Origin of the sequence: Xanthomonas sp. A1809 (assembly GCF_017746015.1) — a bacterium.
Taxonomy (GTDB): Bacteria; Pseudomonadota; Gammaproteobacteria; order Xanthomonadales; family Xanthomonadaceae; genus Xanthomonas; species Xanthomonas euvesicatoria.
In genome coordinates this window covers 161,899-175,528 of the sequence record NZ_JAGHWZ010000016.1, presented here as the reverse complement: position 1 = coordinate 175,528, position 13,630 = coordinate 161,899, and the positions used below count along the sequence as shown (strand labels likewise).

Here is a 13,630-nt window from a genome sequence, read left to right as displayed (position 1 = left end):
GCGACTGCGCCCTGCACCGCGTCGTAGCGGTTGTGCTCGCTCCTCGGACCGGTACACGTTGCTTGCACCAGGCTTCGTTAGTAAGAATACTAACGGCATGCAGAAGAACTCTTTCCCCGGCACGAGCGCGGCAGCTGAGCGCGATGTCCGCAGCTCGCGTACGGTCATCAAGGGGCGCGGCACCACCGCCTACGTGCCCGGCCGCTTCGCGGTCACCACCGCCGTCGAGATAGACGATGGCTGGGGCGCGCTCGATGCCGACGGCGAGGCCGCCATGCGTCCCAAGACCGTGGTGGCCGAGGAAATCGCGCGCAGCATCATCAGCCGCAACAACTCGCCCGACATCGGCTTCTCGCAGTCGGTGAACCCGTACCGGGGATGTGAGCACGGTATGGTGTTTTGGTAGATTGTTCACAACGTAGGGCTGCGTTAAACGTTGGTTAGCAACGCTTTCGTTGAGATGGAACACTGAACGAACTAAGCTAGGTCCCGAAGCCTTGGTAGACAGTGTTCAACTTAGCCCGATGTTGGCTGCTCGCTAGATTGCATGATCCCCAAGGCCGTGATTTCTTCGTTCCGGCCCCCGGGAGAAGCAGTCTTGGATATCTACCAGCCTCAGATCGCCCAAACGGTTGTTCTGCCTGCCCGTGGGCAGGCGCGTCACTTGCTGGGGTCTACCGCCGCGCTTCCCGCGGGCTTCTACTTCGTTGTCGATAGACGTACGTCAGTCCCTATCCCCGACGTCTATGACTTCTTGATTTCGGAGAACGTTAGCCTGCTGGGTAGGCCAAAACTTCGCCACCAGTCCAATACAAGTAAGGCTAACGCTGAAGACTTGGTTGACCTCCTGCTCTTCGCCAACGAAATCAGCACAACTCTTGCAGAGTTTTCGGACGAACTGCTCCAGCAGTATGCCGATAGCATGTTGTACGTAGTGAGTCCGCAGACATCTCTGAATTACGCAGATCGGACGGTCATCAAGCGGGTCTCGACTGCAAAGCGGCTCTTCCATTATCTGCAGAATAACGGGCGTTTGAAGAATCGCTTCAAGATCGCAAAGGTCCTGCAACGAGGAATCGAAAAGCGTGTCATAGCGCCGGACGTTCAAGTGCCAAAGACACCTGCAACGGATGCGCTGGTGAAACATATTGCTACGGACCTTGTAGAGGCAATTAGCAAAAATCTTGGCCAGATGCCTAGTGAAAAAACGCAAGTCCTGACTCGGGATCGCCTCTTGTTTGCCTTCTTGCTAAATACCGGTGCCCGGATCTCAGAGGCGCTATCAATCAAGATTAGCGATTTGCCATTTCAAAAAGTCGGTAAGGAAAATTCTCTTGCAGCTTGCCACATACAAGTAATGGGAAAAGGAGGAACGCATCGAAAACTCATTGTCCCTATTTGGCTATTGGCAGAACTAAGCATCTATATTTCTACCGAGCGTGCCGACGCCGTACTCGCTTCGGAAGGAAAGGCACAGCATAACCAAGTCTTCGTCAATCATGTGGTTGCTCGTTATTCTCGTGGTCAACCGCTAACAGCAAATAACTTCAGAAAGATAATGAGGCGCGCCGCAACAAGTGCAGTTGCAAAAACCGGAAACAACAGTATCCCGTCCCCGCACGCTTGTAGACATTCTTTTGCTTTGTGGCACTTCATCCTGGAAGCGCGTGCGGGAAATCCCGACCCGGCAAAGAAAGTTCAGGCGCTTCTTGGACATGCAAACAGATCTACCACAGAACAAATATATCTAAACGCGAGCCTGCTTCTAGAAGAGGAGTTGTCCGAGAAGGATCAACGCCATCTAATGAATGCACTGGATGGGTACACAACATGAAACGTACGCGATTTCGAACGGAGTCCGGCCAGAATTCATTCGGTCCTACTCAATTGCGTTTCTCTCGAGTTGAGAAAAAAGGATTACTGCACTTTCAGTGCGAAGGGCCACTCGATGAAGATATCAAGCTTTACGACTTTTCCGGATGGGCAGGTCTCTCTCAAATCGCCGAAGATCTCATTGATGCAACACTTGCCATCCTTGCATCAGAAAGAGCAACAACTCGGAACGGAACGCACCGATCGCTTCGCTACGGAATTATTCAATACCTGAACGAAACCTCTCCTCATACCGAGCTACGTAGCCTTGATCAAGCAACTTTTCAAGATTTTACACAATGGCTAAGAAAAAGAAGAGATGGACAAAAATGCGTTTGGGGCTATTCCGATAGGATGCACAAGCTGAGTGCCCTACGTAAGTTGATCTCACGGCTTTCTCCAAAGCTATCAAAGCTCGGCGTCCAGCATGATATTCCAATTAATCCGTGGCCTGGAGACAATCCACACAGAAATGAGGGGAAAGAGAAGGAAGCAATATCACAAGAGCATTTTTTGAGGTTGATGACCGCCGCGATAAATGCGCATGAACAAAATTTTAGAGAGTTGGATGCCTCGCTTACACAGATAGATCACAACCTTTCCCTCATCAAAATTAGTTCAGTTATTTCAAACACTCTTGAGGGACTGTGCGCTCAAGCGATAGTCAAGTACGGAGGCATACTTCCGGAACGTAAATGGCTTAAGCATCACGAACCTGATTTCTTTCTCCGCTTGGAAGAGATGGGTTACCTGCGTGTCGCAAAACTGATCGGCCCAAGCGTCAATGACCTGATGCCTGCCTTCATCATCCTTCAGTGCTTCACGCATTGGAACGAACAGCCAATGTGCTGCTTGCGTATTTCAAACATCGACAGATGTTCAGGAATATTTTCAAACAAGTACAAACTATCGAGCATAAAGTTTCGCGGGAAAGGCATGGTCCATCGCTCTTTTTTTAAAGGCGACGAGTTGTTCAATCCCTGCAACGTTATCGACTTCGTTGAACGATGGACCAAACATCTTCGGGCGCACGCCCCGCAACGAGTACGTGACGATCTATTTCTGTACGCGTGCAAGTTCAAGACTCGAAGGATCGGCGCAATCCGCTCACTGGGACAACCGCTCCGTGGGACCTACAATCTTTCAGCCGAGAGGAAGTCAAGGTTCTTCAAGGAGCAAGGACTCAAGGCCGCAGGCTCAAGCGCCCTTCGGTTAGCGGGGGCCGAGTACCTCGATGAAATACTTGGGGATACGGACAAGGTCCGTGTTCTCCTTGGACACAGCACGGTCTCGGTCACACACAATAACTACCGTTCTAAAGTAACTCGCAGAAATGACGAGGAAGCGTTAGCTGGAGCCATGGCTTTACAGTTTCGATACCACGATAGCAATACGAAAGTTGACTCACGCAGTCACTTCGGCGATCGATCTGCGGCGTCACCCGGCTACCAATGTCTGGATCCATTTCAAAGCCCAATGCCGGGTCAAATTAATGGGCGCATGTGCACTGGCTATGGCTTGTGTCCGGCGTGTCCTCTTGCCGTCGAAATGAATGACGACGTTTCCATCGGGCGCAGAATTCAAATTTTCGAGAGGTACGGTGAGGCGCTCCGCACTCTTGGCACGCAGCGTTTCAGAGAGCGGTATGGAAGTGCATACGACCGCCTTGGCTCAGCTCTCGCATCCACGCTTAAGAAAGCAAATGCGAAGCGACTGGAACAATTAGTCCTCAACCCCATACCGCCGTTGGAATAGAATATGCCAACACGTGAAAGCAAAAAGCTGAGCCGACTTACTTTCGCAGGTGCAGATTTTAACGCTCGCGTCTGGATGCTTCCCAATGAAACTCCTGGTCAAGTAAAAAAGAACGCGGTGATGAGATGGGACAGGCCTCTTATAAATGGGGAGTCGCTTTTCGCGCCTGAACATCAGGATCTTCTCTTCTCTCTTAAATGCTTCGTATGGACGCTGGTTTACATGCCGCAGGCATCTGCAGCTACAACTGCGGGCGGGCTACAAAGGGTCCTTATTGGAGTAAGAGATCTCGCGAGCTTCATGATTGATGAGGGCATAAAGGATCTCGACGATTTGGACACAGGAGACTCATGGGCCTTTGCTGAGTACGCAGTTATAGTGCACGAAGCAGGAACAAGGGATGCAGAACGATGGGGCGCCTCACGAAAGCCTACCCACGCTGGCGTTATTCCATCTGTCAATGTTCTAACTCTGATCCATAGGCAGCGCTTAGCAATGTCCAGCCTAGGTGCAAGGACTCTCAAACTTGCGCCTTACGATGATAAGTCGCCTTACGAAGTAGTGAACAAAGACTTAGGACTCAAACGAGGAAGTAAAACCATACCTGCAATTCCTGATGAGGTTGCGATACCGATACTAAATGCGGCGTCACGCGTGATGGACCACTCTGTGGAAGCACTACGCGTTGCAGTAGGAAAGCTTCTTAGCATCAGGGGTTTTAAAAAGGATTGGGACGAGATTAGCGTTGCTGATCGTCTAGAGTTGTACGCTCAGGTCAACGCGTTCGCAAAGGAAATGCAGATACCGATGCCTAATGGCGGGGAATCACTGTTACTTGGTGAAAAGGCTACCAGGCGGAATTCCGAAGGCGATCATCTCGTCCTCGACAAGCCGCTTCTCGTACTTCGTTATTTAATTGTCACGTGTGTTGCAGCCTGCTCAATCGTGCTGCAAGCGGGAACAGGTTTGAGAGCCCACGAGCTACTCAGCTTACGCGCAAAAGCCACTCGAACCAATGGTTGGCCGGCGTGTTTGCATAGCTCAGTCACTCCCGATGGATTACTAGAGATGTTTTATGTGGAAGCCACGACTGCCAAGCGTGGGAGGCCTAGACAGGCAGATTGGCTAATTGGTGCAAGGCCGGTTGGTGCTGACTACAAGCCTCCTACAGTGCGCGCTGTTTTGGCGCTCAACGAGCTTCTTAAAGAGTTTCGCGACCTCGGTGGTCAATCCGAACTCCTTGTCACTCTAAGAACTAAAGGTGGGCTTCCCACAACCGCCGCTTCAGTCACGTCCATGAGCAGTGGTTATCTCGCAAGATTGCAGCGGGAGTTTCTTCTGAACTGGGTAGACTTTAGTATGCTCTCTGAACAGGAGCATGAGGTCTACAAGAAAGGGCGAATTAGACCTCATCAATGGCGACCAACTTTTGCGACATTCGTTTTTCGAACTAATCCCAATATGCTCAAACCGCTTAGCGAGCATTATAAACATGTGAACGATGCGATCACGTGCCGATACTACATAGGAAATGACCCGACGCTCGTTTCAGCTTGTTCGGATGCTCAGGCGATGTCAGCGGTACACGTTCTTCGCTCTATAACCTTCTCATCTGTCCCAATGGCTGGCGGATTCTCTACGGTTGTAAGTGCGGTACGCAAGGCACTGAGCCTGGAACTGAGTAGCGAAAGCTTGTCGGACGACGACACCGCTGCCCGCTACGTTAACGAGAATGAAGTGTCATTGTGGAACACACCTTATGGCCGCTGCTGGGCGTCACAGCTTCCTTCAAAAAGTTTGTGCAATCAGCGTGCGGGCACCTCTACATTCGCAGCGACCAAGCCCAATCTCAAAGTTGCCCATCTGGAGTTATGTGTAGGTTGCAGTTGCCTTGCCATCGGTCCTGAACACGAGAATTTTTGGCGTAATCGACGCGATGAGAACCAAGTGTTGATCAAGCGGGCACATGCGTCTGGAGACAAGGCGAGCCTGGCAATCGCCACACGGCGTAGGAAGCAATGCGATGCGATCCTTGCTGCCCTTACTCCTTAGTGCGCTTGTTTCTGAAGTTCCTTTGCATGCTGCGCACAATGGGATCGGCGCCAAGCTCGATCAGCGATTTCTGAGCTCGATCTAGCTCAGCACGTTGGGAGGCGATCACCGTAACCAATTCCGCTTTAAGTTTCTTTAGCTCGGCGATTTCCTGACGCAGCGCCTTGATGGTTGATGAACTCGGAGCTGCCTTTTTCGCCTTCAGAACTGCCATTCGGATCGCAGGGTACTGACAGCCGTCGTAACCAATAAGAGTGCGACTTACACCCGCTTCTAGGGCGACATTGGCGATGGAGACTAAGTTATAGGTTTTACCGGCACCAAGCTTCGAATCTAGACTTGCGCGAAGCTTTGGGTGATTCGGTTCACCATCGCGTAGTCTCTTCAGGGCATCTTCCAGTTGTTGTTTGGTTGTATCTTTCATGACCATTCCGCCTTGCAGAGACGCTCCCGACAAATCTTATCGGCCGGTTCGCCAGCCGGCCGCACGTCGGCTACCCGCCAAGATATTCGAGTTTGCCTGTGCGCAGATAGAAGTTAGCGACGCCCCCCGGGCCTGGCGGACCGGTGCGCATGTCCCCTGTGCAAAAAAGCTCGGATTAGGGTGTGAACGTGACCCTTTAAAGCGTTAGTATTAATGCTAACAAATGCAGGGGGCGCGTTGTAATTTGGGATGGTGAAAGGACGGATGCCTTGACACCCAGGGCTCCCATCAAAGGCAGGGCTCGGCTTCTCACGTGGCCGGGCGCTTCTCCCCCGTCGTTACGTTAGGAGTGGATGCAATCACACATGTGCGCCTGATCGCAGGACGGCTGGATCACGACACCTTGTCGACCCGCCAGCGACGCCAGATCGAAGTGCCGCTGGACGTGCAAGCCAGCTGACGGCTGGGGTTCTTTCTACGAAGACCACGCCGGGCGTCCGCAAACGTCTGTGGCATAAGAACGGGCCAAAACCATCATCAGCCGCAACGATTCCTCAGACATTGGTTTCTCTCAGTCCGGCAATCCCTCTATGGGCTGTGAGCACGGATGCGTTTACTGCTTCGCCCGTCCGTCCCACGCGTTTCTGGATCTCTCCCCTGGCTTGGACTTCGAGACGAAGGTCTTCGCGAAACGTAACGCGGCAGAACTCCTTCGCAAAGAGCCCCAGTGAGTGGCATCTCATCGCCGGTTTCGGCAGCGATCTATCAAGAAAGCTGATCGTCCAGGAAGTCGTCGCGATGAATGCCCAAGAGCTTGGCAAGCCAGCGCGTAAGCTGAAACGGAGGAGTGCCGCGAGGGGCCTGCTTTCCCGCGATCAATCGGAAATTGCTCCAGTCGCCCCAATTCCGATCTTCGTGGGCGGCTGCTGTTTGCAGCTCCAGAACGTGGATGAAGGGACCGATCAGCGACACAATTGCAGGCATCTTGCTTGAAAAGAAGTGTGCATCGCCCTCTTCGAACAGAACCATTCCAAATCCGGCTGCGAGGCAAAGCAACTCTTGCGGTGGGGCCTCCGGGAGTCCGTCAAAATCAGATGCAAAAAAAATATAGCTATTGAACTCCGGTGGGTGCATGTCAGCTGAGTTCAGGTAGGTGCGCATGAAATGCTCAGTACTCCGCGCATCCTCAACGTAAAGGTGCGGGATCTTATTTTTCTCGAGCAGATACCGAAGTACCCGCCAAGCCACGGACAAATAGAACCTCACGGTGGATGCGTCAGGCGAAGAGCCGGGGACGTTGGGATACGAACTAAACCACGTCCTAGAAAAGGGGCCTTCAAGATCCCCAAAAAGATCCTCGCAGGACTCGCAGAGGAAGGGAAGCTTGAGCGTGTCCTGTGCGAAAACACGCCGACCCCTCAGCGTGACCAGGCGATTCTTGCCGGCCGCCTTGGCACGCCTTCCCACAAAGGCTGGGATGATGTGACTTTTCTCGGCGGTCGGATGAAGCCCGCACAGGCGGCAGAGATCCGTTGGAGTTCCCTTCTGCATTGATCAACTGCCCCTTTATGATGGTGTCAAATACTAATTCTATCGATCTTCCATCAGCCACCGTACTATTTCGTTAATGAGAAGTGATTGATGTACGCGCACAGCAAATTTTCGTGTGAGCCCATTAAGTCATAACACCTCCTAAAGGGAATACCACGATGACCAATGCAGTCGTTTGGCTTGAAGCCGGAACAGAGAAAGTCTGGGCAATCGCAGACTCCCTGATCACAGCCACTGGTACTAATCCGGTTAGACGAGTAACTAATCAGGCAATGAAGATCATGAAGATGCACGTTGGCGCCTGGGGCCAAACGAAGTACACAATCGCGAGCGGACCGATGATTGGTTATGAGGTAGGCATGGCGTATGCAGGAGCCGTGACGCCGGCGCTCATGACACATGCAACGGCATCCATGATGCTCAAGAACTTGCATCCTCAGACGAAAGCGAGCCGCCGCATCTACGCACCCTCTTTCCACCGGATCGCTGAGCTGGTCCGCATGATATCTGAGAGATATACCAGGGAAGCCATGGTTGGGCAGGGAAACAACAACCCGCCATTCTGCGAGTTCGTGATCTTTGCTGTTCCGCCCGCGCAGAGCGAGGACCTTCCTGCTAAAGGTAGCTGGGATGAGAATCTTACTCAGCAACAGAGGCAAGCCTACGCGGACAAGCTCAATAGAGGGTCATTGGATTGCTATTGGATCCATCCGAAAGTCGATTCGCTTGGCTATCGTCAGGTGGCGGAGAGAGTGAACTTGCTCGACGGAGAGTACGTTGTGATCGGGGACCAGACGGCCACGTTGAGGACTGACATAGAGAGCCTCAAAGCATCCCCAAGCACCGGTCTGGTTGCAGAGCCCCGGATCGCGCTGGCGGCCCGCATTCTAGCCGGTCTGCACGATACCGTGGGCGGGACTCTACAGTTCGGACTCATGGAGCAGGGCCGGCTGGGCCTGTTCGGAGCTATGCAGGACGCCTACGGGGACCCTGCGAAAAACTGGTTAGGGTTCGAGTGCGAGACGGACATCAACCCGGTGTTGGGTATGCCAGTCGTCATTCCCTCGCAGGCGTAGATCGAGATCTTGGCCCTCCACACAAAACTGAGCCATCGTAGAGTAGAGACTTCGCCGGCATGGGACCCCATCATCACAACGAAGCAAGCTATAGCGACTCACAACGAAGCAAGCTATAGCGACGAAGAAGTCCCGTTTTGGCGTCCGCTGAAAGCCGAGGGATTACCGGCGCGTCTACTCTCTTCAGGTGTATAGCTGCCTCACTTTCCGGTCTCTAGGGAATCTCTGAACAACGGGCCACAAAAGCGCGACACTACCGGCTCGGAGCGAGGAGGCACGCATGCAACTGACGTTCGGTGACGCCGAGGGCTTGGGCAAGCGTAAGCGAACCCGTCGCGAGATCTTCCTAGCCGAGATGGAGCGGGTCGTTCCGTGGCAGCAATTGCTTGGTTTAATTGAGCCGCACCATCAGGTATCAGTGCGGCCCGGTCGGCAACCGTACGCACTGGCGACAATGTTGCGGATTCAGCTACTACAGCAGTGGTATGCGTTGAGCGATCCGGCGATGGAAGAGGCATTGCACGAGATCCCAACCCTGCGGCTTTTGCCAAGCTCGGCGGCTTGGACAACGTTCCCGACGAGATCACGATCTCAACTTTCGGCGCCTGCTGGAGACCCATGACCTTGCTGCACGGATGCTGGAAGCGGTCGACGCGCATCTGGCGCGCAAGGGCCAGAGTCTGCGGGCGGGAACGATCGTCGATGCGACTCTGATCGCTGCGCCCAGCTCGACCAAGAATGCCGATCATGCGCGCGACCCGGAGATGCATCAGACCAAGAAGGGCAACCAGTGGTATTTCGGAATGAAGGCGCACATCGGCGTAGGTGAATTTTCCGGGCTGGTGCACCACGTCCGTTGCACGGCCGCCAATGTGGCCGATGTGACGGTGACGCACGCGTTGCTGCATGGCAAGGAAGACAGCGTGTTCGGCGATAGCGGCTATACCGGTGCGGAAAAACGCGACGAGCTGCAACGCTGCGAGGCAGCATTCTTCTTTCAGCCGGCATTCGCTTTTTCGTACTCGCTTTCGCTCAGCGCTCCAGATCAAAGCGCGTCGCACGGGCAGAACGCTCGTCCCCGCGGCGTTCGGTCAGCACGTGGTACAGCTCCGGACGCCTGCCTGTCATCCAGCGTTGGCCACTGCTGCCTGTCACCAGATCGAGATCCAGGTCGGCGACAACTACGTCATCATCGATCGCCGTGCTTTCGGCGACAATGCGGCCGTAAGGATCCAGAATCATGGCATTGCCGGTGCGCAGCTCATCCTGGTCGCGGCCGACGCCATTGCTGAAGACCACGAACATCCCGTTGTCATGCGCTCTGGCAGGCAGCCAACGCATCAGCCACGCTTTGCCGTTTGGACCCGCAAAAGCCTGGCGTACGGCATCCGGGTCGCTTGCTCGACGTTCCCATAATGCAAGGGAAATTCGTTGCATGCCGTGTGGGCTGCGCGAGTCAGTTCCGCCGGTCTGATGCGGCGCCAGTAGGACCTGCGCGCCCATCAACGCGCATGCACGGACGTTCTCCACCAAGTTGTTGTCCCAACAGATCAGGATCGCCATCCGCACACCCCAGGGCGTATCGAACACTGTGTAGCTCTGACCACTGCAGATCAGCGGATGCTCGAAGGCATGCAGCTTGCGATGCGTTTGGCTTGAACCGTCAGGCAGGCAAAGCCGATATGCGTTGTAGAAACACTCATCGTCGGCCATCTCCAGCCAACCGATTCCGATGGCGATCCCTAGCAAAGTCGCAAGCTCGGCAACTGCTCGCAACGATGGACCGTCTCCTGGCTCGGCCAGATTGGCCAAGCCTGCGGCATCGAGCCGGGGAACATGCCAGTAGCCGGAAATGCACATCTCCGGCATTAGCACCATCGTTGCTCCGCGCATCTGGGCGCGAAGAGCTAGCGCCGCTATCCGCGACAGGTTGTAGCGCTTGTCGCCTGCACGATGCTGAAACTGCACGGTGGCGACACGCAGCTTTGTTTGCATTCCGGAGATCCTCGCGATTGGTCGGCTCAGGATCATGCGTTGCATCCATGAAATCTAATGAAAGCTGGGCGAACTTGTGATAACAATAGGGAATGGACCTACCGCATCTGCGCGCATTCGTAGCGCTGGCTGAGCTACAACATTTCGGACGTGCCGCCGACCGCTTGCATATCACCCAGCCCGCACTAACCAAACGGTTGCGGCTCCTTGAGGATGTGATCGGTGCTCGACTCTTCGAGCGCGACCGTACGGGAACGGTTCTGACCTCAATCGGGAAGGCGTTGCTTCCGGACGCGCTACGGATCATTACCGAGGCCGATGCCCTGCTGATTCGCGCCCGCCATGTCGTGCAAGGTACGGCAGGCCGGCTGGATATTGGGTTCGGGCTTTCGAGCATCGACATGGCACCATGGTTGGTCAGCGCGTACCGACGCACGCACCCAGAAGTATCGGTATCCCTCAACGACTTTTCCTCGACCGAGCAGATCGAGCGGCTTCGAGATGGGCGCCTGGATGTCGGCTTCGTGAGGCTTCCCCTCGCCTCTGCCGGATTGAAAGCAAAAACGCTGGGCCGGGACACATTGGCACTGGCTTGCCCCAAAGGCTGTCCGTCAAGCGGACATCTGTCAGACCTTGACGCCTTGAACGCGATTGGTTTTGTCATGCTCGATCGCAAGCGCGGCCCCGGATTGCGCGCACAAATCGACCGCTGGTGTGCCGTAGTTGGCCTGGAACCGCGGATACTGCAAATCGCGGACGACCTCCAGACCGTTTTGGCCTTGGTGGCCGCAGGAGTTGGTCTCTCTATAGTCCCGCAGCGGGCCGTGCGTCTGTCGGGCCCAGGAGCGGACTTGTTTCCATTGACGGGAGAGCATGCGGAATGGGTGATCGGCGCGGCCTGGCGCTCGGACCGGGACAACCCCGCCCTTTGGAGTTTTCTCGCCTTGATCGAGCAGGCGTGGCTGACTGAAACCACACGCGCGATCGACATCTCTGCCCTGAGACCTTAAAGCCCTGCGCACCTGGGTCCAACTCACCTATCTCACAACTGCAGCGCCGGATAAATGGACATAACTCATTCGGGCATGAGCAACGTGTCAGGCCTATCAATTTGTTTTTAAAATGGGCAAAGCCCAAAACTACTTGCCGACACCCGCAAACTTACTTGGTACACAAGCTGCTGGGCGCGACCAACACGGGAGCATATCTTCGCACGGGCTCGCTCGAGCTTTTGGGCTTCGCGCGGCTGGCAACCCTATGGGGCTGCCGTACAAGCCGGTCGAAGCTACTGGACATGAAGTGTGGGCTGTGTACGCGAACGCTATTCCACAGCCTCGGGGATCTGATAGTCGTCTGAGCGCCGCCGCTACCCAGTGGTGCAGCGGCATACGGGTACGCAGAAGGGCCCTTCTTTAATCCCGTCTTCCAACAAACCATGTCCATATGAGATAACAAATCATTGCCTCCAATGGAACTGGTTATAAGGCATAAGCCTCGCGCTGCGTCTGAGCTGTGTTCGGGCCGACGCCTTGAATTACATGTGAAGAGCATGGAAGCAGAAACATGACTACGTCTACGAAGTCCTCGTCCAAGAACCCCGGCCTGCCCACGCGGCACGGCATGCCGTGGAGCCCTAAGGAACTTGGAGAACTACTCGACGGCATCAAGCGCGGCATGGATCTGGACCAGCTTGCCTGCAACCACCAGCGGTCACGCTCAGGCATCAGTGTGGCGGCAGCCCGCCTTCTTCCTGAGCAGATGCGGCCGCCAACGCGAGCGCACTCGGTTGCCGTCCTAACCCGGTACCTCCTGCAACAGCAGAAGAGTCAACAGACATCGACAACCGACAGAGTCCCTACCGATTCCGTACTACAGAGCGAACCTGGGATGATTCAGCAATGGTCTCCAACGGGTGAGCCTTCGGCCTCAAGTGCTAATGGCTTCATCGCCACGATTGAGGTGTCGAGTCCAAAGGGACAGGAAGAGCCGGCTGAAGATGAAGCGCTGTCGGTTGATCACACCGACGCGACTATGCTGGTCGCCGTCGCGATTGAGAGCCTGAGCAACAAGCGGGACCGTAAAGTTCTAGAGTTGCGCTTAGGCACGGATGGACAACGGCTGACGCTTGCCCGGACCGGCAAGGAATGGGGAGTCACGGGAGAGAGAGTGCGTCAGATCCAGGAACGAGCACTGAAGAGGCTGGCCGCTCGGGCACGTCGTCTAGGAACCGCGGGCGCCTCCCTTAGACGACTGATCAACGCGAGTTCCGCTGACTCAAACGCTTCGGCGCCCTGGTTGATTGAAGTGGCTCGTAACGGCTTCGATATAGCCCTCCCACTGGCGTTGAAGTTCATGCTCAGGGCTGCCGGCTTCCCATAATTGGAGGTAGAAAGCGCCATCCAACTACTGTGCGGAATCGAACGATCGCGCCAAACTGAAACTCGTACGACCGCATCTCGCAGTGAAGAATTATGGGCACTAAGGGAGGTTGGGGATACCAATATTGCCGGCACCTACCACTCAGACAAGCTTGGACGAGCTGTCCAGTACGAGTCGGGCCTTGAGCTGGAAGTCATGTCACTCCTTGAAAAGAGCGAGCAGGTGGCTTACTACCAGGAGCAGCTGGCAGCCATCCGCTATGCTTTCGGCAAGAAACACTACAACTACTACCCCGATCTTCTGCTCGCCACTACTGACGGACGTTGTGTGCTCGTCGAAGTGAAGCCAACTAGCGCAAGCTCAGCCTGCAGCCTACGAAAAATCCAAGCAGTAGAACTGTAGTCAGTATGGATGCCACAAGTGCTCGCCGGGAGCTGCCGTAGAGCGTTCGGCGGTAGCGCTCCCTGTTTCTCTGATGAAGGCGTCGCCCAATTACCCAGACGCAGGCTGGAATCACCATCAGCGG

General features: G+C 54.8%; 10 protein-coding genes and 3 pseudogenes. 10 read left to right on the top strand and 3 right to left on the bottom strand.

The features are described 5' to 3' along the window. Positions 1 to 97: 97 nt before the first annotated feature. The 4 genes and pseudogenes from J7396_RS19400 to J7396_RS19385 all read left to right on the top strand — a co-directional run. A pseudogene (locus J7396_RS19400) lies at positions 98 to 400 on the top strand (radical SAM protein); the annotation flags it as partial. Positions 401 to 547: 147 nt separating this feature from the next. Continuing rightward, a complete protein-coding gene (locus tag J7396_RS19395; protein ID WP_209261945.1) occupies positions 548 to 1,834 on the top strand; it encodes a tyrosine-type recombinase/integrase in 1,287 nt (428 codons plus the stop codon). Beyond that, positions 1,831 to 3,627: a hypothetical protein gene (locus J7396_RS19390; RefSeq protein WP_209261944.1), complete on the top strand. Its 1,797-nt coding sequence runs from the start codon at positions 1,831 to 1,833 to the stop codon at positions 3,625 to 3,627. The genes J7396_RS19395 and J7396_RS19390 overlap by 4 nt, the downstream gene beginning before the upstream one ends. Before the next feature lie 3 nt (positions 3,628 to 3,630). Next, the gene (locus J7396_RS19385; RefSeq protein WP_209261943.1) at positions 3,631 to 5,679 is read left to right on the top strand and encodes a hypothetical protein; all 2,049 of its coding nucleotides are present in this window, start codon (positions 3,631 to 3,633) and stop codon (positions 5,677 to 5,679) included. Here J7396_RS19385 and J7396_RS19380 read toward each other — a convergent pair. Continuing rightward, a complete protein-coding gene (locus J7396_RS19380; protein WP_209261942.1) occupies positions 5,669 to 6,103 on the bottom strand; it encodes a hypothetical protein in 435 nt (144 codons plus the stop codon). The two genes, J7396_RS19385 and J7396_RS19380, sit on opposite strands and share 11 nt — an antisense overlap. A gap of 458 nt (positions 6,104 to 6,561) precedes the next feature. On the opposite strand from J7396_RS19380, the pseudogene J7396_RS19375 reads away from it, so the two are divergent. Continuing rightward, positions 6,562 to 6,819 (top strand): annotated as a pseudogene (locus tag J7396_RS19375) (radical SAM protein); the annotation flags it as partial. 49 nt (positions 6,820 to 6,868) lie between these two features. Here J7396_RS19375 and J7396_RS19370 read toward each other — a convergent pair. Continuing rightward, a complete protein-coding gene (locus J7396_RS19370; RefSeq protein ID WP_209261941.1) occupies positions 6,869 to 7,654 on the bottom strand; it encodes a hypothetical protein in 786 nt (261 codons plus the stop codon). A 158-nt stretch (positions 7,655 to 7,812) separates the two neighbouring features. Here J7396_RS19370 and J7396_RS19365 point away from each other — a divergent pair, with 158 nt between their 5' ends. Next, positions 7,813 to 8,730, top strand: coding sequence for a hypothetical protein (locus J7396_RS19365; protein ID WP_209261940.1), 918 nt, complete (start codon positions 7,813 to 7,815; stop codon positions 8,728 to 8,730). Positions 8,731 to 9,010: 280 nt separating this feature from the next. After that, positions 9,011 to 9,725: pseudogene (locus J7396_RS19360) on the top strand (IS5 family transposase); the annotation flags it as partial. 37 nt (positions 9,726 to 9,762) lie between these two features. Here the strand turns inward: J7396_RS19360 and J7396_RS19355 are convergent. After that, complete coding sequence (locus J7396_RS19355; protein WP_209261939.1) at positions 9,763 to 10,725, bottom strand: nitrilase-related carbon-nitrogen hydrolase; 963 nt, start codon at positions 10,723 to 10,725, stop codon at positions 9,763 to 9,765. A gap of 92 nt (positions 10,726 to 10,817) precedes the next feature. Here J7396_RS19355 and J7396_RS19350 point away from each other — a divergent pair, with 92 nt between their 5' ends. The 3 genes from J7396_RS19350 (at position 10,818) to J7396_RS19340 (ending at position 13,506) form a co-directional block, all read left to right on the top strand. Further along, positions 10,818 to 11,735, top strand: coding sequence for a LysR family transcriptional regulator (locus J7396_RS19350; RefSeq protein ID WP_209261938.1), 918 nt, complete (start codon positions 10,818 to 10,820; stop codon positions 11,733 to 11,735). 553 nt (positions 11,736 to 12,288) lie between these two features. Continuing rightward, positions 12,289 to 13,104, top strand: coding sequence for a sigma factor-like helix-turn-helix DNA-binding protein (locus tag J7396_RS19345; RefSeq protein WP_209261937.1), 816 nt, complete (start codon positions 12,289 to 12,291; stop codon positions 13,102 to 13,104). 195 nt (positions 13,105 to 13,299) lie between these two features. Beyond that, complete coding sequence (locus J7396_RS19340) at positions 13,300 to 13,506, top strand: TnsA endonuclease N-terminal domain-containing protein (RefSeq protein WP_209261936.1); 207 nt, start codon at positions 13,300 to 13,302, stop codon at positions 13,504 to 13,506. Positions 13,507 to 13,630 lie beyond the last annotated feature (124 nt).